23 protein-coding genes and 3 tRNA genes are annotated in these 26,694 nt (G+C 43.4%); 9 read left to right on the top strand and 17 right to left on the bottom strand.

The annotated features are described in order from the left end of the window. The first annotated feature begins 239 nt into the window (after window positions 1-239). Window positions 240-407 carry a hypothetical protein gene (locus VMW01_14235; GenBank protein HUW07405.1) on the top strand — a complete coding sequence of 56 codons (168 nt, stop codon included), beginning with the start codon at window positions 240-242 and terminating at the stop codon, window positions 405-407. A gap of 128 nt (window positions 408-535) precedes the next feature. On the opposite strand, the gene VMW01_14240 is transcribed toward VMW01_14235, so the two are convergent. The 8 genes from VMW01_14240 to VMW01_14275 form a co-directional block, all read right to left on the bottom strand. Beyond that, window positions 536-856, bottom strand: a complete 321-nt coding sequence (locus VMW01_14240) for a helix-turn-helix transcriptional regulator (GenBank protein HUW07406.1) — start codon at window positions 854-856, stop codon at window positions 536-538. A gap of 665 nt (window positions 857-1,521) precedes the next feature. Next, window positions 1,522-2,526 carry an NAD-binding protein gene (locus tag VMW01_14245; GenBank protein HUW07407.1) on the bottom strand — a complete coding sequence of 335 codons (1,005 nt, stop codon included), beginning with the start codon at window positions 2,524-2,526 and terminating at the stop codon, window positions 1,522-1,524. A gap of 202 nt (window positions 2,527-2,728) precedes the next feature. Next, window positions 2,729-3,220, bottom strand: coding sequence for a hypothetical protein (locus VMW01_14250; protein ID HUW07408.1), 492 nt, complete (start codon window positions 3,218-3,220; stop codon window positions 2,729-2,731). Window positions 3,221-3,395: 175 nt separating this feature from the next. Then, complete coding sequence (locus VMW01_14255) at window positions 3,396-4,025, bottom strand: hypothetical protein (GenBank protein ID HUW07409.1); 630 nt, start codon at window positions 4,023-4,025, stop codon at window positions 3,396-3,398. 299 nt (window positions 4,026-4,324) lie between these two features. Further along, window positions 4,325-5,233 (bottom strand): FKBP-type peptidyl-prolyl cis-trans isomerase, encoded by a 909-nt coding sequence (locus tag VMW01_14260; GenBank protein ID HUW07410.1) that lies wholly within the window; start codon window positions 5,231-5,233, stop codon window positions 4,325-4,327. 51 nt (window positions 5,234-5,284) lie between these two features. After that, a complete protein-coding gene (locus VMW01_14265; GenBank protein HUW07411.1) occupies window positions 5,285-6,199 on the bottom strand; it encodes an FKBP-type peptidyl-prolyl cis-trans isomerase in 915 nt (304 codons plus the stop codon). Between the two features lie 2 nt (window positions 6,200-6,201). Then, window positions 6,202-6,741 carry an FKBP-type peptidyl-prolyl cis-trans isomerase gene (locus VMW01_14270; protein ID HUW07412.1) on the bottom strand — a complete coding sequence of 180 codons (540 nt, stop codon included), beginning with the start codon at window positions 6,739-6,741 and terminating at the stop codon, window positions 6,202-6,204. Next, a complete protein-coding gene (locus tag VMW01_14275) occupies window positions 6,716-7,744 on the bottom strand; it encodes a bifunctional oligoribonuclease/PAP phosphatase NrnA (GenBank protein ID HUW07413.1) in 1,029 nt (342 codons plus the stop codon). Before VMW01_14275 ends, VMW01_14270 begins: the two co-directional genes overlap by 26 nt. 183 nt (window positions 7,745-7,927) lie before the next feature. On the opposite strand from VMW01_14275, the gene ndk reads away from it, so the two are divergent. Further along, on the top strand, window positions 7,928-8,356 hold the full coding sequence (gene ndk / locus VMW01_14280; GenBank protein ID HUW07414.1) for a nucleoside-diphosphate kinase: 429 nt from the start codon (window positions 7,928-7,930) through the stop codon (window positions 8,354-8,356). Here ndk and VMW01_14285 read toward each other — a convergent pair. Together VMW01_14285 and VMW01_14290 are read right to left on the bottom strand one after the other, a co-directional pair. Continuing rightward, window positions 8,353-8,643, bottom strand: coding sequence for a DUF721 domain-containing protein (locus VMW01_14285; protein HUW07415.1), 291 nt, complete (start codon window positions 8,641-8,643; stop codon window positions 8,353-8,355). The genes ndk and VMW01_14285 overlap by 4 nt on opposite strands. Then, a complete protein-coding gene (locus VMW01_14290) occupies window positions 8,633-9,748 on the bottom strand; it encodes a DNA replication/repair protein RecF (GenBank protein HUW07416.1) in 1,116 nt (371 codons plus the stop codon). Before VMW01_14290 ends, VMW01_14285 begins: the two co-directional genes overlap by 11 nt. Window positions 9,749-9,881: 133 nt before the next feature. Here VMW01_14290 and VMW01_14295 point away from each other — a divergent pair, with 133 nt between their 5' ends. The 5 genes from VMW01_14295 to VMW01_14315 all read left to right on the top strand — a co-directional run bounded on the left by VMW01_14295 (window position 9,882) and on the right by VMW01_14315 (window position 11,552). Then, on the top strand, window positions 9,882-10,574 hold the full coding sequence (locus tag VMW01_14295) for a tetratricopeptide repeat protein (GenBank protein HUW07417.1): 693 nt from the start codon (window positions 9,882-9,884) through the stop codon (window positions 10,572-10,574). An 82-nt stretch (window positions 10,575-10,656) separates the two neighbouring features. After that, window positions 10,657-11,163 (top strand): 6,7-dimethyl-8-ribityllumazine synthase, encoded by a 507-nt coding sequence (gene ribH, locus VMW01_14300; protein HUW07418.1) that lies wholly within the window; start codon window positions 10,657-10,659, stop codon window positions 11,161-11,163. Between the two features lie 137 nt (window positions 11,164-11,300). Beyond that, window positions 11,301-11,386 (top strand) — tRNA-Tyr (locus VMW01_14305). Between the two features lie 15 nt (window positions 11,387-11,401). Continuing rightward, window positions 11,402-11,474, top strand: a tRNA-Gly gene (locus VMW01_14310). A 6-nt stretch (window positions 11,475-11,480) separates the two neighbouring features. Beyond that, window positions 11,481-11,552 (top strand) — tRNA-Thr (locus tag VMW01_14315). Between the two features lie 97 nt (window positions 11,553-11,649). On the opposite strand, the gene VMW01_14320 is transcribed toward VMW01_14315, so the two are convergent. The 4 genes from VMW01_14320 to ung all read right to left on the bottom strand — a co-directional run bounded on the left by VMW01_14320 (window position 11,650) and on the right by ung (window position 16,928). Beyond that, the gene (locus VMW01_14320) at window positions 11,650-13,581 is read right to left on the bottom strand and encodes an OmpA family protein (protein ID HUW07419.1); all 1,932 of its coding nucleotides are present in this window, start codon (window positions 13,579-13,581) and stop codon (window positions 11,650-11,652) included. Window positions 13,582-13,615: 34 nt separating this feature from the next. After that, window positions 13,616-14,257: a 7-carboxy-7-deazaguanine synthase QueE gene (locus tag VMW01_14325; protein HUW07420.1), complete on the bottom strand. Its 642-nt coding sequence runs from the start codon at window positions 14,255-14,257 to the stop codon at window positions 13,616-13,618. Further along, window positions 14,244-16,016 carry a 5'-nucleotidase C-terminal domain-containing protein gene (locus tag VMW01_14330; protein HUW07421.1) on the bottom strand — a complete coding sequence of 591 codons (1,773 nt, stop codon included), beginning with the start codon at window positions 16,014-16,016 and terminating at the stop codon, window positions 14,244-14,246. The genes VMW01_14325 and VMW01_14330 overlap by 14 nt, the downstream gene beginning before the upstream one ends. 132 nt (window positions 16,017-16,148) lie before the next feature. Further along, window positions 16,149-16,928 carry a uracil-DNA glycosylase gene (ung, locus tag VMW01_14335; GenBank protein ID HUW07422.1) on the bottom strand — a complete coding sequence of 260 codons (780 nt, stop codon included), beginning with the start codon at window positions 16,926-16,928 and terminating at the stop codon, window positions 16,149-16,151. 171 nt (window positions 16,929-17,099) lie between these two features. Between ung and VMW01_14340 the strand changes: the two genes are divergently transcribed. Together VMW01_14340 and VMW01_14345 are read left to right on the top strand one after the other, a co-directional pair. Beyond that, on the top strand, window positions 17,100-19,529 hold the full coding sequence (locus tag VMW01_14340) for an ABC transporter permease (protein ID HUW07423.1): 2,430 nt from the start codon (window positions 17,100-17,102) through the stop codon (window positions 19,527-19,529). Window positions 19,530-19,691: 162 nt separating this feature from the next. Then, window positions 19,692-20,411, top strand: coding sequence for a YebC/PmpR family DNA-binding transcriptional regulator (locus tag VMW01_14345; protein HUW07424.1), 720 nt, complete (start codon window positions 19,692-19,694; stop codon window positions 20,409-20,411). Window positions 20,412-20,494: 83 nt separating this feature from the next. Here VMW01_14345 and VMW01_14350 read toward each other — a convergent pair whose 3' ends face one another. The 3 genes from VMW01_14350 to VMW01_14360 form a co-directional block, all read right to left on the bottom strand. Then, entirely contained in the window at window positions 20,495-23,179 is a 2,685-nt protein-coding gene (locus VMW01_14350) for a PAS domain S-box protein (GenBank protein ID HUW07425.1), read from the bottom strand. A 395-nt stretch (window positions 23,180-23,574) separates the two neighbouring features. Further along, window positions 23,575-25,449 (bottom strand): membrane protein insertase YidC, encoded by a 1,875-nt coding sequence (yidC, locus tag VMW01_14355; protein HUW07426.1) that lies wholly within the window; start codon window positions 25,447-25,449, stop codon window positions 23,575-23,577. Between the two features lie 79 nt (window positions 25,450-25,528). After that, window positions 25,529-26,694, bottom strand: a 1,166-nt coding sequence (locus tag VMW01_14360) for a CTP synthase (GenBank protein HUW07427.1), incomplete at its 5' end; no start/stop codon positions are given.

Raw genomic sequence — 26,694 nt, forward strand, 5'->3', positions numbered from 1 at the left:
TCCAATTACTAAATGATAGTGGCGCACCTACGACACACAAAAAAATTACGGGGAGTATGTTCTACCATCATTGGGCCCTTACCGAGCCGCGCTGAGGAGAATACCATAACAGGAAAGCAACAGTTTGCTACTTTAAAGTAAATTTCATTCCTTTCATATTCCAACTGAGCCCATAGGGTAGGGTCAAAAACACCATAAATAGAATATCGCCATCGGAATCGCGCGCCACCATACTCTCGGTGCGCAACTCTGTGATTCGCATATTCTTTAGCGTGCTGGGGTCGCTCTTTGGATGGATGGCCGACCGTTTTGGCCTGATGCATGCGCTGGTGGCAGCCGGTGGAATATTCACCATTCTGGAAACGGTGGCGGTGGTGAATTTTTTAAGGGTGAATAGGGTGGAGTGATATGCCCAATTCCAAAAACCGGATATTCTAAAAGCCCATCAAACGAAACATAATTCTAATTTAGGATCAATAAATAGTTAAACCATTATTGTCCCAAATAAATTCTTAAACGTAACACCTTACTTTGATCATGCTATCTTAACTTCCTGATGAAGCAATTCAACACTAAAATTGATTTTTGCATTCAAAGCCTTAAAAACTTTAATAATTGTTTCAAACCTTGCATCTGTCAAACTGTTTTCAAGCTTTGATATCTGAGATTTCTTAACACCAACTAGCACACCAAGTTCCTCTTGAGTTAAGTGACGCTCTTTTCGTGCCTGCTTTATTGCTGCTCCAAGCAAGTCTAAGCGCAATTCAGTCTCGAAGGATTCACGTTTGGGCGTTCCACGCTCTCCAATGTGCTTATCAATCATTTCGTCCAAACCGTATGTTTTCATCGCTGCCATTTTTATGATTATTAACCTTTTTGTTGAAAATACAATTTTCTTAACTTCTCTGCTTTCTCAATATCACCCATGGGAGTTTTGTCTGTCTTCTTAATCAACCCATGTGTAGAAATCACCATAGTGTCAATTTTGTCTATTCTATCCCAAAATGCGAAAAGTCGATAGTGAGTTCGATTATACAAGGTTCTAAACTCCCAAATTTCCCCGGTCAACTTCTTGAATAGCCTTTAACATTGGTTACTTGAGCCTTTCTAATATTGTAGTATACCTTTTCTCTTGGCTTTTCTTCAAGGCTCTCAAGAAACTCAACCGCTTCTTCAAGAAATCGAACCTTAAATCTCTCGATCAATGATTTTAGTTTTCTGCAAAGATATTTGTTTCCCAATAAGGAAACAAATTATTTGAATGGGAATTTTCTAAAGTGCTGGGCGGTTTTCTGGTTGGGACTTCTCGCAAAATGACAATCTGCAATTATCTGCCTTGTTTCAACTACTAAATTATTGTGGATTAATTACAGTATTCAAAATTTTTATGGCGATCGATGTTCCATAAACGCGTTGCTACCAAAGATGCATTAAAAGAAAAACCAATTGGAAGATTTGTTGCAATATTCTTCACATCAATCGTTGCAGCCTATAACCAGCAACTTATTAACCCTTGCTTTATCAACTCAAAATTCTTTTAAGCAGTAAAACCTGCTCCTTATTTCCCAGAACAAAGAGCATGATGTCTTTTTTTAGAATGGTCTCCGATGATGGGTTAAGTATGTAGAGTCCATTCTCTTGCTTAATCCCGAGGATGCTTACACCTGTTTTTTCCCTAATTTGAAGTTCTCCGATTGTTTTGTTGGTGTTGGGCTGTATCCCCGAGCATGAAATTTCGAAAAGGGAAACACCGCCAACCCGATGAAGCATTATTTTTTCCACAAACTCATGGATATCGGGTTGCATAACAAGCTTAGCCATTTTTTGTCCACCAACTTTATCGGGCATAATAACATTGGTTGCACCAGCCAGCTTTAGCTTTTTATCGTTGGCTATGACCGATGCCCGGCTAATAATGACCATGTCAGGGTTTATTTCGCGGGCGGTTATTACTACAAACAGGTTGTCGGCATCGCTTGCCAAAGCACTAATGAGCGCCTTGGCATCCTTAATCCCTGCTTTATGCAGCACGCTATCTTCGGTGGCATCGCCATCGATATAGATTATTTTTGGATTTTCCTGCATGTATTGGATGACCTTAGGACGGTTCTCAATTACTACAACCGGAATGTTGTTGGAGAGCAATTCTTCCACCGCCTGCGAACCATTCCGCCCGTACCCAACCACAATAACATGGTCCTTTAGTTTCAATATCTGTTTTTCCATCTTTTTTTTGACATTATAAATACTGAGAAGTCGATCTGATAGCTGCTTGGTTATTAATGAAATGGAAAATGCAAAAAGGCCAAGGCTGAAAATTATGAGCATTATGGTAAACCACATTCCCACGTGCGAGAGAGGGTGAACCTCCCTAAACCCAACGGTGCTAATCGTAATTATTGTCATGTAGAGCGCCTCGATAAAGGAGTAGCCCTCTATGCGCATAAATCCCATAATTCCAATTAGAATTATGGCCAGCAAAATTCCAATCGCAATAAATATTGTACGATTACCGTGCGACTCCATACAAAATGCTCGAAAAAATTGTTCTTTAAATGTATGAATTTTTCATGGCTTTCCGATAAAAAAATAGAGCAGGTAGATTAACTCTAACCTACTCATTTTCCTAGCGTTGGTGTGCAAGAGCAACGCATCGACCCTAAGCAAAAATGGTCACCCTTTGTGGCCATTCGGTTATCAGACGAGGCAAAGTAACCCATAACTACTGTTAGCAGCCGTTATTTTTTATCGCACTATAGATTGGTCCATTGAGCCAATCAAAGTCTTCGTGTAATATTTTTTCATCATCCTCAAGTGTCAAGCAATGATTATTGCAAATGATATCAAGTTCTTTGTAATCGGTTCCGTTGTCAATTCCCAAATAGTAATGTTTCAAATTCTCTGCCTTAATTGTTGAAGGTAATCGTTTACAATAATCCGATAACAACTTTGATGATTTCAATTCAGCACTTCTATAAAATTCGCTCAATTCATTGAAGTAAAGTCCATAAGAAATATTGGCAAAAATTACTTTGTCAAAAACCAGTGTGCCTCGTCTGACTTTGTAAGTAAAAGAATTTGGTGTTTTGTCGATTCTCCCAGTTACTTTGAGAATTGTAAAAGATATTGTGCCGTTTTTATGGTCAACAGAAAAATTTTCAATTACACTGTCGTAAAGTTCTAAATCATCGTTGACTTTATAGTCGGTATCTTCTTGCATTTTCTGTTCATTTTATTTTTTCACTCAATAATGGCTGCTGACGTTACGCATATGTTTTGTTGGGGAACCACGGAGCGCTTCACTATCACGGTATACAAAACTTTAATAGAAGCAAAAACCTTTAAATTGGCGCTTCAACCCCAATAAATATATGCGATGTTAACAACAGGCAATTTTATCTAGATTTAATCATTATCAGTCCATTAATACTATTTGAACCATAAATCTCTTTTGAAACTGGTTTATCAATCAAATTAATTCCTAAAATATCTGTAATCTTAATCGCATTAATCCTATTATAACAATCTTTATGAAAAATCTGCATACCATTAATTATCAAAACAGGTTCTTTCAAAGATGTGTCAATGTCAGCGGTTGTTATTATGTTACGTTTCAAGAATCTTCGTTTCGCTTTCTCGAAATTAGAATCAATCGATTTACTTGATTGTTTTCCTATTGTCGTTAAAATGATTACACTTGATCTAGACTTAAAACTTGTCAAGGAGTCTATTTGCAATTTATCAATTAGATCAAAAACAATTATATCCTCGTTTTTATACCTACTGAGTTCATTGTTGACAGATTTACAATTAAATGGGAATCCGTTAATTAAATACATAGTTGAGCTATCAATCAATGAATTTGGAAAAGTCCCAATTATCCAATTGTCAACATATCTCTTATCTAAAATCTGACCGTAAGTAGAATCTAATCCCATTACAATCAATAATAATATGAAAAGTTTTTTCTTCATTTTGCTTGTTGCTAACTCGTTTGTAGGCCTAACAAAATCATCACTATCCACCCATTTTGGGTTGTACAGGTCTGACGAGCGTCATTCTTTACACCAAACGTAAAAAAAATTCACCGCCTGGCAATCAATAGTTTAAGAAAAGAGGTTAGGGTTATTCCAAACTCTGCGTAACTTGATCCTGTGTAAAAGGGAGGTGGATAGCAGCTTAGGATATTAGGTTATTAGGTAATTAGGCCATTAGGAACTTTAAACCAGTCTTATAACTTTTAACTTTTAACTATCCAATAACGTCATCCGGAAATTGCCGTATTGGCCTATAGTCCCTATTGACTAATTTCTTCGGCTTCACGTCAATGCCCCTTAATGCTATCTAGAACAACGGTGTAGCGTAAGGGCTGGTATGGACCTACAATATCAGTTAAACCTGAATTACCATAGGCTAGGCACGAAGGTAAAATTACCTCGGCAGTATCCCTGCTGGCCATTTGGAGAAAAGCCAGATCAACTCCTTGCACCGGTTTGCCTTTTCCTACCACAAAGCTCGCCAAATTGTTATTGGATACCGAAATTGCAGAAAGGCTTGTGCCATCGAGGGTATAACAATTATAGTGGACATAAACAGTATCCCCTAACGTTACTAAGGGAACCACATGCTGCGTTAACGGAATAAAGTAGTATCCCTGCGATTGAAGGGTTGTAGCAGAAATTGAATTAGAACTTATGTAGCTGGAGATGCTTGCCTTTTCATTTTGAATACTTGCGCCATTTACGTATAGTATTTGAATTCTAAAATGCAACATAGAGTTCGCCGGCACTGGACCAGCCTCCTTTGCGCCATAGCCTACATCGCTGGTCATGTATATATCGCCAACCTCTCCCTGCTGCAGCAGCATTAACCCATCTCTAAGGCCACCAATAAGGTCGGTTTGACCAATGACGACCGTGCTAGCAACGGGCTTAAAAAAAGTGGTATCAATGTGATAGCGCTCAATGGTATCGAGCACGTTCGACATTATGGGAGTGCTGCCATTATAAAGGTACTCAGTATAGTTAAAAACTACAGTATCCCCAATATTTGGTTTATAGCCGTATCCTTTGCTTTGTATGGCGTGGAATACACTTCCTACCTGCTCGTAGGCTAAATTGTGAGAGCGGAGATAGCTCTGCAGGGTTGTATTTTGGGCAGTAATAATATCGCCATTCTCAGCGGTACAAGAAACCAACAAGGCAATGGCGCTGATATATAACCAAATCTTCATTTCCAAAAAATTATACTTCAAAACTTTAACAGCATTAAAATAGTGGTTCAACTACTTTAAGGTATCCTTAGTCGCAGTTGGTAACGCTCCATTACCCCTATACACCTTTAACAGCTCTACCTCAAAAACTACAGAGGTAAATGGTGGTATAATACCTGTTGAGGAACCATCGCGTCCAAAAGCCAAAGGACTGGGCAAAATTACTAAAGCTTTTTCACCTTCACACATATAACCTATAGCTTCTTCAAGCCCATCAATAACCTGCCACTTTTCGCCAAGAACAAAGGAGAAGGGCTCCTTCCGCTTCTTGGTGGAGTCGAAAAATTTTCCATTTAAGAACTTTCCTTCGTAATCCACCACCACGGTATCGCCAGCGACAACAGGCATTCCATGACCCTGGTTTAGTGGTACAAAGTACATTCCCGAAGCTGTTGGCTTCACATCAATCTTCTTCTGCTCCAAAAACTGCTTCAGTATAACCTTTTCGTAATCACCAAAATCCTCAATCCAAGTTAGGAAGGCCTCCTTCTCCCTATTGTAATCCTCCTGTGTTTGAACCTCCACAAGCCTGATATCAACCTTCATGTTCGACTGTTTGTCGAGAAAGGATGGCTTAGGCGATTCCAACGTTTTTTGGAAAAAGTTGTCGGCTGAAATGATAAAGGAGGCGCTATCTCCTTGTGAAAGCATGGCAAAGCACTCATCCACCGAGCCTGGAAAGCGAGAGGCAGAGAGTTGAAACCTTCTGCGCCCACTAAAAAAGGTGGAGTCCGACATGGTACGGTAAGCAATATCGGCCGTAATGTAATCGTTGATAGTAGCCTTTTTTTCTACGTCACCAATGGCCAGCAACTTAAAGTAAATCCCATTGGGTTTCTCCTCATACCCTGGGTATGGAGACTTTTTACAACCTAGAATTGCTAGGGCAGCAAATGACAAAAGTAGAAAAGTGCTTACTCTATTCATGGTTACTGAGTTTGAGATACCTTTAACAGCGTGATATTGTAAACGATTATGGACCGGGCCGGGATTCTCTCCTCATCACCAAGCAGTCCGTGAGCCAAATGTGGTGGAATCACCAAGATTGCTTTATCTCCCTCTTTCATTTGCAAAATTCCCTCCTCTAATCCCGATACCTCCTTGCCCATTCCCGGAACAATGCTCTTCTCCACCGGCTTATCGCCACCGTAGCAAATAGTTCCATTGAGTAGGCTTATGCTATAGGAGATTGTTACATCGCATCCACTAACAGCCTTTTTACCATTACCTTGATGGTAAATATAGTAATAAAGACCGGAACCAGTTGCTTTATAGGGCCAATTTCTACGTTCGAAATACCTAACTATATGGTGTTTATCCTCATTGATCAACTCCTTATTAACGCTCTGTATTCTGTTACTTAGCGTTGAAGCGTCAATTGGAAGCTGAGGCTGCTCCTTTGCATTGTGACAACCAGCCAACAGCAAACCCAAAAAAATAATGCTATGCGTTACGCAATTCCTTTTCATAGCCTTCCAATAGTTTTTCGAACTCGGCAATTGTCTCCATAAGAGTTTTGGTCGATTTCCCTCCTGCCGCATTCCTATGTCCTCCACCGCTGAAATGCTTCTTTGCAAACTCGTTGGCTGCAAAATTTCCGCGGGAGCGCAACGATAGCTTAATTTGATCTTCACGCTCCACAAAAAGCACTGTAAACACAATGCCTTCAATGGATAACGGAAGGTTTACAAAGCCCTCCGTATCACCAATTCTGTTGCTGTACTGCTTTATTTCAGCAGCTGTAAGCGAAATGTATGCCGTTCGTAATTTGGGTAATACAACCATTTTATCTTTGAGGCATAGCCCCATTAGCCGCATGCGACCTTCGGAAAAGCTGTCGTAAACAGCGGCGTGGATTCTCTCCTTCTCCGCGCCGGCATCCATTAGGTGGGCCAATACTGCAAAAGGTCGTCCGCTGGCAATGCCGTAGCTAAACGAACCGGTATCGGTCATTATGCCGGTATAGATACAGGTAGCTGCCTCCTTAGAAAGGTTAGTAGTAAGGCCCAACCCTTCGGCAACATCGTATACCAGCTCGGAGGTGGAGCTGGAAGAGGTTACAGAAAGACCTAGGGCAAAAACGTCGTCGGGCTCTGGATGGTGGTCGATAAGGATGCGCTTGGCGGTTGTTTTAGTAAGTCCCTCCTCAAGGCCGTTTACCCTGTTGAGCTGGTTAAAGTCGAGGCAGATTACAAGGTCGGCTTCGGCAAGCACCTTAGCGGCCTGAGCCTTCTGGTCGTAACCAATTACCACATCGGCGCCTCCGGGTAGCCAGCGTAAAAATTCGGGTAATCGATCAGGCATCAAAACATTGACGCGCCTTTCGTTGTTACTGAGCACATGAAAGAGTCCCAGCGAAGAGCCAATGGCATCTCCATCGGGGTTGGCATGCGAAATGATACAAATGTTTTTCGAGGTGGAAAGTATTGGAATCAGCAGCTCTACAAAACGAGCCTTATCACTTAGAATCAAAGCGCTACGGTTTTAAATTAAGTTCAAAGATACAACTTTATGGGGAAAAGTCTGATTTGGTCTTGAGACTTTCGCCTATTTCAATCGTGAAGGCTAATATTCAATTCGAATGAAATTCTGCATCGGGGAAGAGAGCCGTAATATAAAAACAACTATTTTTAGTAACTCAAATAACTATAAAACATGAAAGGAAATCTCACATTTTCGATGGTAAAGCCCACAGCAGTTAAGCAAAATCACATTGGGCACATACTTAACATGGTAACCGATGCTGGCTTCTACATCAGGGCCATTAAAATGGTAAAACTTACCAAGGAGGAAGCCGAACGTTTTTACGAAGTGCATAAGGGAAAGGAGTTCTTTGGCGGATTGGTTGAATTTATGACCTCTGGACCCTTGGTGGCAATGGTTTTGGAAAAGGAGAACGCTGTAGAAGACTACCGCAAACTTATGGGAAGCACCGACCCCAGCCAAGCAGCAGATGGTACCATCCGTAAGCTATATGCTGTCAGCAAAACGATGAATGCTGTTCACGGCTCCGACAGCGATGAGAATGCTCAAATAGAGATGGAGTTCTTTTTTTCGCAGAGGGAGATTTTTCGTCCAGTCTAGCGAAGCACCACATCGTCGATAACGCTGTAGCCCACCTTACGGTTGATGGCTGCCACAATGTCCTTGCGGAGCATGAGTAGTTCCGAGCGTACGATGGCCGAGCGCAAGCTTACAAAGAGCACACGATTGTGTACCGAAACCTTCAGCGTTTCTCGCGCCACGTTAAGGCCCACCACTTCGGGCCAAGCCAAGATAATTCTGGCTCTATCGAGGCCGGGCTGAAGGTTTTGCTCTTTGATAAGATCCTTCAAAATGGTGCCTATGGTTTTGCTGTTACTATTTCTCATCGTCCACTGGTATTACTAATCCATCATCAACCCTAAATAGGCGGTGCTGCCCCATGGTTTGCCGCAGTATACCGTCGAGCCTAGTCTTATTGCTATCGGTAATAAATATCTGGCCAAATCCCTCCCCTGCTACCAAGGCGATTAGCTGCTCCACGCGTTGCATGTCGAGCTTGTCGAAAATATCATCGAGCAGCAACAGCGGCTTCAATCCCGTTGCCCTGCTAATGTAGTCAAACTGTGCCAACTTAAGTGCAATAAGCACCGTTTTCTGCTGTCCCTGCGAACCAACCCGCTTCACAGGAAAGCCGTCAATCAACAGCTCAATGTCGTCACGATGAACACCAACGGAGGTATGCTGAAGAAAGCGATCCTTTTCACGGCTCATTTTCAGCAGCTCAACAAGCGGCTTTTTTGAGAGGCTCGACTCGTAGCCCAACTCCACCTTCTCCTTACCACCACTTACAAATTGGTAGTAATTGTTGAATAGAGGAACTATTTCGTCCACAAACTGCCTGCGTCGCTCATATACTGCTGCACCCAAAGTAGACAGCTGCAAATCGAGCACATCCATCACCTCCTCGTCAAGATGGCGTTTCTCCCAAGCCTGCTTTAAGAAACGGTTCCGTTGACTCAAAACCCGATTGTAATCCATCATGGCTGTGAGATAAGAGGAGTCGAGCTGGGAAATAACACTATTTAAGTACCTGCGACGCTCCTCACCGGGGCCGTCAATCAGATTGGTATCGTAGGGTGAAACAAACACCACCGGTAGTAAGCCAATATGGTCAGAAATCTTCTCGTAATCTTTCCCATTGCGCTTGAAAACTTTGGGCACTCCTCGCTTCACCCCACAGTAGATTCGTTCCTCACGTCCATCGCGAAAAAAATCACCTTGCAGCACAAAGAACTCCTCCTGATGCCGAATGCTATGAATATCGGCAGTCATCAAGAAACTCTTGCTCATGGAGAGGTAGTGCACCGCATCGAGAAGGTTTGTTTTCCCAGCACCGTTGGCACCCACAAAACAGTTTAGCCCGGCACTAAGGTTAATGCTTACCTCCTGAAAGTTTTTAAAATTTAGTAGCGAAAGACGGTCGAGCCGCATGAGCAAAATGGATTTGGGTGTAAAGTTAGGGCAATCGCGCCGCAATTCAAATGGGTTTAAAAAGATAAAGAAATATTTCCTAGTTTCTCAAAAAAGGTTACTTTTGCCAAGGTTTATTGAAAACGGAGCCATTATGTCAAAACAGAAAAGCAATTCTACAGAGGAAAATATCGTGAAAATCGAGGAAACTCTTTCCAAAACTGAACAGTTCATTGAAACACACTACAAAAGTTTTCTCTACGGTCTCGCAGGGATTGCTTTGATTGTTGGATTGTTCCTCGGCTACAAGTATCTAATTTTGGCCCCAAAGGAAAAGGAGGCCCAGAAGCAAATTTATCAGGCCCAGCAATACTTTGAGCGCGACTCTTTCAAACTCGCTTTAAATGGCGATGGAAACGCATTCGGGTTTAACCAGATTATTGGCAACTTTGGTTCAACGAAGACTGGCAATTTAGCCAAGTACTATGCAGGCATGTGCAACCTCCACCTTGGCAACTTTCAGGCTGCAATCGATCTGCTTAAAGGCTACGATGGAAACGACATGATAGTTGGCCCCGAAGCAGTGATTGGGATTGGTGATGCATACGTTGAGTTGAATAAACTTGACGAAGGTGCAAAATACTACCGGAAGGCTGCCGACCTGAATGACAATGATTTTACCGCTCCTACTGCACTCATGAAGGCAGGAGGCGTATACGAGGCTCTGGGAAAATATAAGGATGCCGTTGAGGTCTACAAAATTATTAAGGACAAATACAGTAAGACAACGGAAGCTCGAGATATAGACAAATATATTGCTCGTGCTACTATGAAAATGGGAAATTAAGGTTAGTAATCTTTTTATACCTTTGCAAGGAAAGTATCAATAAACATTGATACTTTCCTTTTTTTATTAACACACACCTACCATGGCCACAGCACAAAAAAATTTATCCAAATTCGAGGGAAGTCCAATCCCCTCTGCCGCCGATATGAAGGTTGGCATCGTAGTTAGCGAATGGAATTCAGAAATTACGGAAGCACTCAGTCAGGGGGCCTACAACACCCTACTGAAACATGGTGCAAAGAAGGAAAACATCGTTAGAGTTACTGTACCTGGCACCTTTGAACTCACCCTAGGGGCACAGCTAATGGCCGAGAGTGCCGATGTTGATGCAGTTATCTGCCTCGGATGCGTAATTCAAGGTGAAACCCGCCATTTTGACTTCATTTGTCAAGGGGTAACGCAGGGTATTACCACCCTCAACATGGAGTATAACATGCCATTCATCTTTGGCGTGCTTACCACCGACACGCAGGAGCAAGCAAGGGAAAGAGCTGGTGGAAAGCATGGTAATAAGGGTGACGAAGCTGCTGTAACTGCCATTAAGATGGTCAATCTTCAACGTAACCTAGAAGACTTTTCGGAAGCTTAGCAACACAAGGGTTTGATTTTCAAATCTGTTTTCATTGTTAATAACTTTTTTCTGAAAATAACCTTCGGAAACCTTTTGTTTTCGGGCAAAAAAACTACTTTTGCAACGCTTTCGAGCAAATAGTTCTTTGCAGCAACGGGGAGATACCAAAGTGGCCAACTGGGGCAGACTGTAAATCTGCTGGTGTACGCCTTCGTAGGTTCGAATCCTGCTCTCCCCACCAAAACACAATCAATAAGCGGGAGTAGCTCAGTCGGTAGAGCATTAGCCTTCCAAGCTGAGGGTCGCGGGTTCGAGTCTCGTCTCCCGCTCTATTGGCCAGTGTAGCTCAGGGGTAGAGCGCTTCCTTGGTAAGGAAGAGGTCATGGGTTCAATTCCCATCACCGGCTCAACAAAGCCTAAGTCATGCGACTTGGGCTTTTCTATTTTCCACCTTCCCCAATAAAAGAATTTCCTTAACCCAGAAAGAGGTTTGAATTGGATTACCTACTCCACCACCTTCATCTCCGTGCGTCGATTCAGGGCACGTCCTTCTGGTGTCGAATTATCAGCAACCGGCTTGGTATCGGCGTAGCCCTTGTAGGTGAGTCGACTAGCAGCTACCCCCTTGGACACTAGGTAATCAACCACAGCCTTAGCCCTATTTTCGGATAGCTGCTGGTTGTGCTCGTGCGTTCCGGTATTATCGGTATGTCCGCTCACCTCAATCTTCATGGTAGGATTTTGGTTGAGCAGTCCGATAAGCTTTTCAAGCTCAGGATAGCTATCGGGCAGCAGCTGCCACGAGTCAAGAGCAAAGAAAATATTACGAAGGATAACCGTCTCTCCCGCCTTTACCGGCACCAGCTTAATTACTCTCTCGAAAGGGTGATCGATGCCATAATCGCCACTCACCATAAAGTTGTCGGAGTAGAATAGGTAACCGGGGTGCTCCACCGTAAAGCCATAGCTCTTATGGGCGGGGATACACACCAGGAACTCGCCCGTTTCAGGATCGGAGCTTGCCTCCATCAGGGTTTTATTGTCGGCCAAATCCACCAACGAAGCCTTAGCCTCAATGGGTGTTCCCGTAACCGCGTTAACCACAATTCCCTTGATATAGGAAACAGGAGTTGGTCGAATTGCCTTAGGAAGATCGAACATGTAAACATCGCGCCTTCTACTTCCCTCCCTTACCGACGAAAAATAGGCGTGGTCACCCTTTGCACTTACCACCAAACCATCCTCCACTTGACAGGTGTTGATAGGATATCCGGCATTTACAGGCTTGCTCCAAATATTGTTGCCAAGCTTATGCGAAACAAAGATATCTTCGCCTCCCATCCCCATATGACCATCTGAGGAAAAGTAAAGGGTTGAATTGTCGAAGTGAATAAACGGAGAAAACTCATTTCCACGCGTATTGATGCTATCGCCCAAATTAACAGGCTCAGTCCAGCTTCCATCATCGAGCAGGTGCGAGAGCCAAAGGTCGAAGCCACCCTTACCACCTGGCCGGTTGCTTGAGAAGTAGAGCGTGTGGCCATCAGGTGAAATCGAAGGTTGTTTAGTGGAATATCTTGAATTTACTGGCTCCGGCAGAGCAACCGGAATTCCCCAACGATCACCATTGCGCTTGGAGTAAAAAATGTTACAGTTACGGCTGCAGATGGTAAAATACATGGCCTTGCCATCGGCGGTGAGTGACTGAGCACCTTCGTTAATCTCACTGTTTATAGGTGGACCAAGTGGCTTACGCGCAGTCCAATGTCCATCCTTCTGGGTGGATATAAAGAAATCCTCCTGCCTATTCTTCTCTGAATAAGGTAAAAGAGTATCACGAGGAATGTTGGAGGTAATTACCAGTGTTTTCTCATCGGCCGAAATGCTCGGCCAGTAATCGTCGTACTCGCTGTTTACGCTATCGCCAAGGTTAACAGGATTGAACGGTACAGGATGCTCCATTGCTTGAATACCGTAGCGACAACGAGCCATGAGTGAATCGGTGAAAGCAATTTTAATGGGTGACAGCTTAGGAATAGCCTCAAATTGCTCAAAGTCGGACAAGGCATCCTTGTATCTTCCAAGCATGAGCTTCATCTGACCAAGCGAAAAGCGTATCTCAGGATACACTTTATCGTTAAGAGCCAAGGCCTTATCGCCATACTCTATGGCTTTACTAAACTGCAGCAAATCTTGATACATCTGCGAAAGGAAGAGGTAAGCCTCCACAAACTTTGGGTCGATGGACACGGCCTGTTCCAGCGAGGTTATGGCCATGGCATATCCATACCTATCGTAGAAGTACTGAGCCTTGTGGTAAAGTTCAACTGCTTTTTTTGAGTGTGTCGTTAGCGCTGGCTGTGCAGCAGCGCTGTTGTTGAAACCCATGGCAACAACCAAAGAAAAAACAGCCAACCAATACCTTAAACTTTTCATTTGCTTTTATGTTTGCACTATGCAATTTACACCACTATGGAATATGCATATACTTGTGAATTTGTATGGAGACATTCCATCGAGGATGCTCCTTTGCATACTCAACTACAAGAGGAATTATACGCTTATATACGCTCCACTCTGGCTGAAGATAAAGCATGCAGCTATCCAGCACCTTTGCAGCATTTTCTTCTGCCCATTCAAAATCACGCTCCGAATTAATAATCACCTTGAGCTCACTAGCCCGAGCAAAAACTTCCGGAAGCGGCGGCTGGTATATTTTTGGTGATAGGCAAACCCAATCCCATGTTCCTGTGAGCGGGTGCGCCCCCGACGTCTCGATAAAGGTGAGAATATTCTTCTCTTTCAACTTATTGCAGAGTTGATCGAGTGGATACAATGTGGGTTCTCCCCCAGTAACCACCACGGCTTGAGCAGGAAACGACGCTGCACGGGCAACTATCTCGTCTATATCAACCGGTGGATAGAGCTTAGGGTTCCAGGTATAGCGAGCATCGCACCAACTGCAGCCCACGTCACAACCACCTAAGCGAATGAAGTAGGCAGGCTTACCGCTATTAAAGCCCTCGCCCTGAATTGTATAAAAATCCTCCACGAGGGGAAGCCTTCTGCCCCCCTCAAATATATCGACCTCAGACATACTATTCTCCATCATTTTTTGTTCCAAAAAGCAGCGGAAAGTCCTTAGCCTTACCGGCCTTTAAATATGCGTTAGGAATAACGCTCCAGAAGTCAGCGGCAACCGGATCTACAGCACCTTTTTGTGCCGATATTGCCTCCAGTATTACCATACGGAAATCGGTATCACCCATCTTGACAACTCTGCTATGAAGCTCACTCTCGGGAATTCCTGCACCCAAGGTCAAATGTCCCCCGCCGCCAGAGGCTCGGTAGGAGTTCAAGGCAACGGTGTACCGTTTATTCATATCGAACGGCTCGCCATTGGCCATTTTCAAAATGGTAATCCGCTCTCCAACAGGTTTTGTAACATCCACGGTGTAATAAATACCATATGCTGAGTCGAAGTTGTAGTAACGATTCTTCACCTTTGCGTGCCCTCTATTGTCGAGGACCACGTTGCCCTGGGCATCAGTTTCAAAAAGGATAAGGTGGTCATCAACGCTCTTCATCTGGTTGAACCAGTCACCATACGAGAACTCTAGGTAGTTTTTAATCTCCTTACCTGTAAGCCAAATAGTAAACAATCGGTTTTCGTATTTATAGAGCTTAAATAGGTCGCGCACGTATATTGGTCCGGCATGAACTTCGGTTACAAACGAAAGGGGTGCAGCAAAAGAGACATCAGCACCACTGTTTTTTATCTGAATAGAGTGGATATAATCGATAAAGGCAGAAGGACCGAAGTAGGCATCCTTCGTACTTATCGACTTAGCGAAAGAACCTATTGGCTTCGACACAAAATCATTCACAGCCTTGTAGTCGTCGGCAAAAGTCTTCATAAATTCAGGATCGGCTGCCACACCCCTCATGGGAACTATTCTTCCACTACAGTGCTTCACCAGTTTTCCGTTACTATCGCGATATGCCTTTATGGTAAGCTCCGAAACGTATTGTGCCCCATGACCCGGGTTCAACACAACTACGGAATCACCAGTAGGGCCAACAACCTTTTTACAGATGGCAAAGTGGTCATGCCCGATCATGATGGCATCAAACCCGGCAACCTTCATGGCCACCACAACGCTGGCATTTTCATTCTTGTAGGAGAGAGAATCAACATGGCCATAGGCAGGATCGGTACCACTGTGGAAAAGCCCAATAATCACATCCGGTTTTTCCTTAGTCTTAATAACCTCCATCCAACGCTTGGCGGTTTCAACCATATCATCGAACTCCATCCCCGACCATAAGTCCTTGGGCAGCCAGCTAGGAATTCCGGGGGTTATTAGCCCTAGCACAGCAACTTTCAACCCATCGCGATTAAATACTACGTAAGGCTTAAAGTAAGGGTCGTGAGTACCCTCCTTTACAGCATTCGCTCCAAGCCAAGGAAAATTCGACTCCTTTACCACCCTGTCAAAAACCGGATGGCCAGCTTCAATGTCGTGATTTCCCTCTTCGGCAGCATCGTAACCCATGTAGTTATACACTCGCGCAACTAGGTGAGGAACATCTGTTCTCACGTAGTTGTATACATACGATTCGGGCTGACCCTGCAGAATATCGCCGTTGTCGAGCAAAAGATATGGAATACCGGAGGCCTTTACCTCTTTAACGTAGGTTTCAACCTGCGCAAGCGATGCATCCAGCGGTTTATTATTAATAAAGTCGAAGGGGAAAATGGCTCCGTGCACATCGGATGTTTGAAGCACCTTAAGTTCCAACTGCTGAGATTGACCAAAGGCCAATTGCGAGAAAAGCCAGAGAATGACAAATAGGAAATTTCTTTTCATAGTTTATTTGAGAATTAAGAGCATCAAAAATACCTTATTATGCATAAACAATACAGCTAAAACGCGAAAAGGTTTAGGGGTGGTATTCCTTTTCACATGATTTAACAATAGCTAGTATGGAATCTACTTGCATTACTCTAATCGCCAATCGATTTCTGAAAGCCCCTGCTTACGAAGCAGCTCATTAGCTTTGGAAAAATGGCCACAACCAAAGAACCCTCGACTGGCGGAAAGCGGTGAAGGATGTGGCGCTTTTAGCACAAAATGGCGGGAGGTATCTATTATGCTCTCCTTTGCTTGGGCGTAGGCACCCCAAAGCAAAAAAACAACACCGTCACGCTTTTCCGATATGGTCCTAATTACGGAATCGGTAAACTCTTCCCACCCCTTTTTCTGGTGCGACCCAGCCATATGGGCTCTCACCGTTAAGGTTGCGTTAAGCAGTAGAACGCCTTGATCGGCCCACCGCTCCAAGTTGCCACTTACTGGCATGGAAATCTTTAAATCGTTGCTTATCTCCTTGAAAATATTGATGAGGGATGGCGGTTTAGGAATTCCGCTCGGTACCGAAAAGCATAATCCATGTGCTTGGCCCGGTCCATGGTATGGGTCTTGCCCTAGAATCACCACCTTTACCTGCGGCAATGGGGTATGGTCAAATGCTGCAAATATGTTCTTTCCTGGAGGGAAAACCAAGTGCGATTGCCTTTCAGCCACCAAAAAGTTCTTCAGCTGCCTGAAGTAGTCCTTTTCAAACTCTTCGGACAAGGCACTTTTCCAACTCTCCTCAATCTGAGGGTTTATTTTATCGTTCATCGTGGCATTAATAATCCAACCAAAAATAGAAACATTTATGCCCACATCAAACTTCGAAAGGCCAAAACCCATTCTGCTTCCCAATTCAATTGCCATCGACAAAGGTATTTTGTTCGATAACGAACACTGTTGAAATAAAACCGAACAGAAAACAACAATTCAAAAACTTATTATAATACTGTTTACTAACATAATACACACATCGGAACGTGGTTTGATAGTTCAAAACCATCACAACTTATTAATCTGATCAACACAACTTAGGCTATGATTAAAAATTACTTGAAGGTTGGACTCAGAAACCTAATTAGTCAAAAAGGTTATACGCTGATTAACGTGGCTGGATTGGCCATTGGCATTGCCTCAGCATTGATGATAATGCTCTATGTAGCCGATGAGCTAAGTTACGACAACTACCACCCAAATGCCGACCGTATCTACCGACTTGGCATTAACGCCAAAATGATGGGCACCGAATTCAGTGGTCCAATTACTGCTGCTCCTATGGGTAGCGCCATGATGCAGGACTACCCTCAGGTAAAAAACTTCTGTAGAGTTTTTAACTTCATCGGTACGCCGGTAATACAATTCGGTGAAAAGTGCTTTGTGGAGCATCACATAACCTTTGCCGATTCCACTTTCTTCCAAGTATTCAATGGATTAGAATTACTCAAAGGCGACCCGGCAAAGGTGCTTACTCGCCCTCACACCATTGTGCTCACAGAATCGATTGCCAACAAATACTTCGGGAACGAGAATCCAATAGGCAAAACAATTTATATGGGTAATGAAAAAACAGCCTATGAGGTTACCGGAGTGGCAAAGGACTTTCCCCATAACTCCCACTTTCACTTTGAACTTATTGCCTCCATGAACTCCATGGATAGCAACTTCATCAACGGCACCATGTGGATTTCAAATAACTTCTATACTTACATTCTGTTGGAAAATAAGGGTGATGCCAAAATTATTGAATCTAAATTTCCTGAGATTGTAAAGAAATATATTGGTCCCCAGGTAGAACAGTTTCTAGGCATTACGCCGGAGCAGTTTTCAAAAAGCGATAACAGCTATGGCTTTACCATGCAAAACATTAAGGATATTCACCTACACTCTCAGCAAAACTTTGAAATTGAGCCCGGAGGAAGCCTAATCATGGTTTACGTCTTTATGATTATTGCATTTTTTATACTAGCCATAGCCAGTATTAACTTCATGAACCTTGCCACCGCGCGCTCAGCAAAAAGGGCAAAGGAGGTTGGTATTCGAAAGGTTGTAGGCTCCACAAAATCGCAGCTCATCAATCAATTCCTTACTGAGTCAATAATTCTTACGTTCTTTTCGCTGCTAATTGCCATTGGTTTGGTGGCCCTTCTTCTTCCATATTTCAACTTACTGGCCGAAAAACAACTATCCATAACAAGCCTGCCGATAGGCATCACTATTGCTACCCTGCTTGGAATAATTATTGCTGTTGGGCTCCTCGCCGGAAGTTACCCAGCCTTTTTCCTCGCTCGCTTTCAGCCACTGCAAGTGCTCAAGGGCAAGCTTCGCTCAGGTGCATCGGGCGTTTGGTTGCGCGGTGCCTTAGTGGTGATTCAGTTTATTATTACAATTGGATTGCTAGGATCCACCTTTGTTGTTTACAAACAGGTAAACTACACGCGATCCAAAGACCTCGGTTTTGACCGCCACAATGAGCTGGTAATAAATAGGGCATTCACCGTTCCCGAAGAAAGGAGAGACGCATTTTTAAAGGAACTGGCAGCCATTCCCGGCGTTAAGAGTGTAGCCCTTTCCGGAGCACTACCATCCACACTTATTGGCTCTACAGTATTCTTACCCGAAGGCTCACCTTCGCAGGAGACTAACGTGCTCAGCATTTTCAACACCGGTTGGGATTTTGCAAAAACGCTAGGTTTAACCATGGTGGAAGGTCGCTATTATAGCCGTGACTTTGCATCAGATACCGCAGGACTTGTAATTAACGAAGCTGCAGTAAAGGCTATGGGGCTGAAAGAGCCAGTTGTTGGGACTAAAATTGTGGCAAACACCTCACAGCACCTAACCGTTATTGGAGTAGTGAAAGACTTTAACTTCGAAAGTCTACACAGCAAAATAAACCCGCTAGCCATAGTACTCGACAATAGAAATGGATCGTATGTAACCATTAAGTATGCCGATGGTGTTAATGTGAATTCAATCATAAAGAGTGGGGAGGCTAAATGGAAAGAGTTTGCAGGAACAGTTGATCCCTACGACTACACCTTCCTCGATCAAATGCTCGACGTTCAATACAAGGATGATCGACGAGCAGGCTACCTATTTACCATTTTCAGCATCTTGGCCATATTTATTGCAGCCCTTGGCCTGTTTGGATTAGCCTCCTTTACTGCAGAGCAACGAACCCGTGAGGTTGGCATAAGAAAAGTGATGGGTGCACAAATTTCCACCATCGTATTCCTGCTGCTGAAGGAGATAAACAAACTGTTTATTATTTCTACCATCATAGCTTGGCCTATTGCCTACTACTTGATGCACAGCTGGCTCAACAACTTTGCCTACCGCATTAGCTTGTCGCCATGGGAATTTATTGAAGCCTCGTTAATTGCCTATGCAATTGCTGTAGTTACGGTAATATTCCAAACCATTAAGGCAGCGAGAACAAGTCCTTCCATTACGTTAAAATATGAATAGTTTTTTTGATTAGGTTTACTACGTTTGGGTTAAGAGCCGCTCGAGAGGGTGGCTCTCCCTTTTTTTATCAAGCGCTCAAAAAGTTTTTTTACAATCTTATTCGAAATAAGGCAAGTTGAACTATTTTTGCACAACTTTTACGAATAAAATCGATACAGAAGCATGGGAAGAGCGTTTGAATACCGGAAAGCACGCAAGATGAAGCGCTGGGGCAATATGGCCCGAACCTTCACAAAGTTGGGAAAAGAGATAGCCATGACCGTGAAATCGGCAGGACCAGATCCAGCAAGTAACCCCCGCTTGAGAGTGCTGATTCAAAATGCCAAGGCAGCCAACATGCCCAAGGAAAATGTGGAGCGTGCCATTAAAAAGGCCTCATCAAAGGATCAGGCTGACTACAAGGAGATAGCATACCATGGTTATGGTCCCCACGGCATTGCCATTATTGTAGAAACTGCAACCGACAACCCTACCCGTACAGTAGCAAACGTGCGTAGCTACTTCAACCGGCTTAACGGAACGCTGGGAACCTCCGGCAGCCTCGACTTCATGTTTGAGCACAAGTGCTTTTTCAAGGTTAAGGGCAAAGAAGGTGTTGACCCCGAAGGGCTTGAGCTTGAGCTTATAGACTTTGGTGCACAGGAGCTATTTGTGGAAGATGACGATATCGTGATTTATGGCGAATACGAGGCCTTTGGACCACTACAGAAATATTTGGAAGATAACGGTTTCGAAATCGTGTCCGCAGAATTTGAGCGCATCCCAACCGATACCAAGGAACTTAACGAGGAGCAGATGGCAGATATCGAAAAGTTGCTCTCCCGTTTCGAAGACGACGAGGATGTGACCAACGTTTTCCACAATATGCGGCAGGTCGAGTAAGTAATATCGTCGAACTCATATATATCAAAATGAGAAGCCACCGGATGGTGGCTTTTTCGTTGGTAAAAGAAGATATATCCCACTTAATTATTCGCAATAGGAAGAGTAAAACTGAAAACACTCCCTCTCCCTTCCACACTCTCAGCCCAGAGAACACCTCCTTGCTTTTCAACAAAATCCTTGCAAAGTATTAAACCAAGGCCAGTCCCTTTCTCATTGCTAGTGCCAAGAATAGACTTGGTAGATTCCAATTTAAAGAGATTTTTAAGCGTTTCAGCGTTCATGCCCGTTCCGCTATCGAGTACAGAAAGCTGCACCATCGAATTCGAGATGGTGGCTTGAAGGTGAATATTACCATTTGTATAGGTAAACTTGATAGCATTGGAGATTAGGTTTCGTAAAATCGTCTTTAGCATGTCCAAATCGGAAAATACGGTAATAATATTTGGGATGTTGACTGTAATGCTAATATTTTTTCTGCTGGCCATCCCTGATAAAAGGTCAACAACTTCGGTAATTTGGCTGAGTAGGTTAGCCTTCCTCGGATTATAAGTAATTCCACCCTTCTGCGAATTTGCCCATTCGAGCAAATTTTCAAGTAGGTTATATGTTTGTGCGGAAACGTCATACAGCGATTTTGCATAATAATCAAGTGGAGCATAATCCTTCGAGGAGACCTTTGCCTTAATCAACTCACTAATTCCAATAATAGTATGAAATGGATTTTTTAGGTCATGGGCGATAATAGAAAAAAGCTTATCCTTGGATGCGTTGAGTTCCTTCAGCTGAATCTCAATCCTTTTTCGTTCGGTAACATCTTGTATTGCTCCTAGGAATCGAATAAGCTTTCCATCGTGATCCTTAACATTCGTAAACCGAGCAACCACATGCCTCCATTCACCATTTTTATGCTTCATGCTATGCTCAAATTGGTTGAGGGTGCCTTCACCATTTGAGGCGATGCTTGCATTTAAGATTTCGTAAATTTTTGGCCAATCCTCAGGAAATATATAGCGGTCGAAGAATTCCTGAACGGTTAGCTGACGCGCTTGCCCTTTCGACGTATCATCATAGATTTCGTAAAAATGTTCGTCTAAAATAATCGTGCTAGTTGGCACATCGAATTCCCAGCTGCACATCTTAGATAACCCCATGGCTACTGTAAGCTTTGATTGACTCTTAAGAAGCGCCTCCTCTGCAAGTTTTCGCGGCGTAATGTCTCTTGAGAAACAGGCAATCCCTGTAACTTCACCCTCCACCTGAATTGGGAATAACGATACCTCATTGTAGACAAAGGCGCTGTTTTCAGTAAAAACATCAACTGACAAAAACTTTTGGCCTCGAAGAACACTCGCAAACCTATTTTTCCAAACGGAGAACGATACTCCCGGTAGTTTGGAGATTTTAGCTCCAATTTTTAGGTTAAGCCCAAACAAATCTTGTAACCGCCTTTTAAACTTGCTGTTATAGGCTGTAACTATCAGGTTAGCATCACACGACCAGATGCAATCATCGTTATTCTCAATTAGTGCAAGAAGATTCGCTTGACTCTGCTTTAATGCCATTTCGACCATCTTCTGCTCATCCTGAATTTTCTTCAAATCGGTAATATCCTCAAACATCCAAATCGTTCCCTCCTGTGGGCTTTCGGGAGCAATTGCTTTGCCAATGAATCGGCACCAAAATAGCGTGCCATCACTTCGCTTGAGCTGAATAGTGTTTTGGTAAGGCTCGCCCTTGTCTAAAAGTGGATATGCTTCATGCCCCAATTGCTCATAAAACTCATTGGAAGGATACATTATTCTGGTGGATACTCCCTGAAGCTTTTCTAATGGTCGAAGAAGCATCTCTCCTAGCCTATTATTCGCCCATTTGAATTTGCGATTTTGAATGAGTGAAATGCCAAATATGCTGTTCTCCAGTATTAGCTGGTATATTCTATTGATTTGTAGAAGATTCTCCTTATCCCTTACCCTATTGGTAATATCCTCAATTAAGCCAACAATACCAAGTGTTTTTTCACCCCCATCGTTATAAACACTTTTCCTGAAAACCACGTTGTGATCTGTTCCATCCTTAAAGCGCACCTTGGATTCATATACCTGAGTTCCCGCCTTCTTCAATAAATCAAGGTCTGCCTTTTTATATATCTCTGCTTTGCTTTTTTCAAATAAATCCAATATGGTTGATCCTATGATCTGCTCCCGAGCCAATCCATTATACTCAGCAAACGCTTGGTTGCATTCGGTATACACCAACTCCGTATCCTTCACAAAAACTGGAGAGGGCATTGCCTCCAGAATTGCCCTTAACTTTTGCTGGCTATCCCTCAAGCTATCCTCCACCCGCTTACGCTCACTTATGTCACGCACAATGAATCCGAAAATTGACTCACCACCATTTGTACCTGCTATTGCTGAAATTTCGAGGCTTGCCCAGAATCGAGTTTTGTTCTTACGGTAAACCCACTGTTCGAAGTCAATCGACTTTTGAAAATCAACATCGCCCAATAAGTTGGATAAGAATACACCATTCCCCCCTTTTTGAAGCAGTTTATTTCCCGATTCTCCAACCATTTCATTGGCAGTGTAGCCAAATGCTTTTTCTGCACCAAAGTTCCAACTCTTAACAACTCCCTTACGGTCGACCAAGAATATGGCATGGCCACTCATCTTGTCAACAATGAGACCTACCTGCTTACGCACCAGCGCATCCGGATCGGGAGGAGTGGTCATTGCTGTTTTCGGTTGTCCATTCTTTTTTGACATCATAATATGATTGGGATAATGTCATACCAAAAAAGTGTCACATCTATTCCTCTAATGTAAACCAATTTGAGTAAATACATATGGTTAAATTACTATTTAACGCTCAATTGCAGTTTATAAGTATTTATGATTAGGCTAAAAGTGCTACCATATTTATGTAAAACAAACTCTCGATCATTTTTACCTATAAATAACAAAAAACTTCAACTCAAAGTTGAAGCCACATAAAGCAAAAGGCGGAAGAATGTATTACAAACTTCCGCCTTTTTCAAAAAGATTAATCATTCAAACATACCAAGCATATCAACACCCCCAAGAGCATTGTCTAAGCATGTTAAGGAAAATATTCTTCATACGCGCTTGTTGCGTAACTATCATCTTATCCGTTAAAAAATCTATTTCTTTTTCTTCTGCTGGGATCGTGCCATGTCATCAAGTCGCTGCTGAAACTTCGACTTCGTCACCACCTTCTTGCTATTTTCCCTTAGCTTAGCCAGCAATGCTTCGTCGTCCACAAACCTGCGAATAAAGTAGGTCTGACCCAAAGTTACCATGTTGGAAAGGAAGTAATAGTAGCTCAACCCAGCGGAGTAGTTGTTGAACCACCCAATCATCATGATTGGCATTAAATAGAGCATCATAAACTTCATTCCTGGCATCTGCGCATTGGTATCGCCCATTTGGGTGTAGCTCATACGGGAGGTAACAAACAGTGCACCAGCCATCAGTAAGGTAAATAAACTTACATGGTCGCCATACAGTGGAATATTGAATGGTAGATGGTATATGGAGTCGTACGATGAAAGGTCGTCGGCCCAAAGGAAACTCTGTTGACGAAGTTCTATGGATGCCGGGAAGAACCGGAACATTGCAAAAAGGATGGGGAACTGCAGCACCATGGGCAAACAGCCGCCCAATGGGCTCGCACCCGCCTTTTTGTAGAGCGCCATTACCTCCTGTTGTTTCTTAAGAGCCTCGTCCTTCTTTGGGTATTTCAGATTAATCTTATCAACCTCGGGCTTGAGCACCCTCATCTTTGCAGAAGAGAGATACGACTTATAGGTCAATGGGAATAACACCAGCTTAATGGCGAGGGTAAGCAGCAAAATAATTAGCCCGTAGTTAGTAAAGTAGCGTCCAAGTAAATCGAAGGAGGGAATAACCACATAGCGGTTGATCCACCTGATTATCCAGCTACCTATTGGCACCACTTTTTGAAAATCGTGGCCATAGGACTTCAGTGTATTGTACCCGTTTGGTCCAAAATAAAACTGAAGGTTAATTGGCTTGTTATCCTGTGGGCTATACGGAATAGTAAGATCAGCCTTAAAATGCTTCAGCACGGTATCCTTTAGCGAAGGATTGTTTGTATACCCCAACACTGCATTGCTAAAGCCATCGCCCGACAGAATAATGGAAGAGAAAAACTGCTGCTTGAACGCCATCCATTGTACCTTGGTTGAAATGGTTTCACTCTCACTAGGCTTACGAGGACTCAACTCCTCATATTCGTTGGAGGTGAACATATACCCAATGGTGGTATAGTTATCCTCATTCTCAGCTCCCTTTTCTAAATGGTAAACGTCGGCCTCCCACTTTAAATCTATTCCGGTGGTTTGTGGAGAGATATACTTATTCATATTTACCATGCTTATCTGGTAGTCGACCATATAGCTACCTGGGCGCAAGGTATACTTGTACTCCATGTAGCTGTTATCGGCTATATTTAAACGCATGGCAACCGATTTTGCACTATCGCCCTTCGCTACCGATACATCACTCTGATCGGAATCAGTTGAGAAGTAGAAGTTTCCCGTCTCCACCGACTCCTTCAAAAACAGGTTCAGGCTAAACTTCTCACTCTCTCCACGAAATAGGATTAGCGGCTTACCTCCATAAGTTTTGTATTTTTTGAGCTCAACGGAATAGATTTTACCACCCTTATTGGTCAACGTAATCTTAACCAAGTCGTTTTCGAGAGTAATAAACTTCTCCTTACCGGTAAGCGCACTACCCATCTCACCAAGATTTTGGCTTACGCTGGCCTTATATACGCTATCCGATTTGGCTGATTCGGCAGCCTTTGCTGTGGCAGCATAAGCTGTATCGCCAGCTACATTGGTGGAGTTCACCGGGGCACTTAGGGCAGCAATGGAGTCGAGGCGATGCTTTTCTGCAGCATACTTCTTCTCCTGCTTACCGTTGTAGAGACTAAACCCAATTAGAATTATCCCAACTGCAACAAGTCCATAAATTGTATTCTTATCCATCTGAAGTAAATATCCTAATTAAACAAATTTAATGCGTAGAAGTTCCACACTTCAACCCAACGAGAACTGAAAGAAATGGCTACCAACTGAGGGCAGCCTTTACAAAATCGACGAACAAAGGATGTGGGTTCACCACAGTACTCTTGTATTCAGGATGAAATTGAACACCTACAAACCAAGGGTGATTAGGTAGTTCAACCATTTCAACCAGTCCGGTATCGGGGTTCATTCCTGAGGCAACCATTCCGGCACCAATAAAGTTGTCGAGGTATTCATTATTAAACTCATAGCGATGACGATGGCGTTCAAATACCTCCTCAACGCCATAGGCTTCAAATGCTTTTGTGTTTTTAGAAACTACACAGGGGTATGCTCCCAAACGCATGGTACCTCCCTTGTCGGTAACATTTTTTTGATCTTCCATAAGATCAATTACCGGGTAGTTAGTATTCCGAACCATCTCCGTGGAGTTGGCATCGGCATAGCCTAGCACGTCACGTGCATATTCAACCACCGCACATTGCATTCCAAGGCAAATACCAAAGAATGGGACATTGTTTTCTCTCGCGTACTTTGCAGCCGCAATCTTTCCTTCGATGCCCCTATGTCCAAATCCTGGTGCAACCAAAATGCCTTTCATATCCTTGAGCAGGTCAGCAACATTCTCTGTTTCCAACTTTTCAGAATGAATAAGCTCCAACTTCACCTTACACTCATTGGCGGCACCGGCATGCACAAAGGCCTCAATAATGGACTTGTAAGCATCGGGCAACTCAACATACTTACCAATTAGTGCGATTTTCACCTCCTGTTTGGGGTTTTTGAGCTTGGCAACAAATTGCTTCCACGCCTTTAGCTGTGGCTCTTCCCCCAAAGGTAGATTTAGCTTATGTAGCACTGTTTTGTCAAGGTTTTCCTTGAGCATAAGCAGAGGAACCTCATAGATGGTAGAAACATCGATGGATTCAACCACCGACTCACTCTCAACGTTGCAGAATAGTGCCACCTTTTTCCGAAGGTCTGGTAGCAGCGTATGCTCCGTGCGCAGCACCAAAACATCGGGCTGTATTCCCAACTCCAGCAGTGCCTTAACAGAATGCTGCGTGGGCTTTGTCTTCAGCTCACGAGAGGCAGAAAGATAGGGCACTAGCGTTAGATGGATAACCAGCGCGTTGGTTGGTCCCAACTCCCACTTCAGCTGACGAACCGCCTCGATGTAGGGAAGCGATTCAATATCGCCAACCG

Source organism: Williamwhitmania sp. (genome assembly GCA_035529935.1).
Taxonomy (GTDB): domain Bacteria; phylum Bacteroidota; class Bacteroidia; order Bacteroidales; family Williamwhitmaniaceae; genus Williamwhitmania.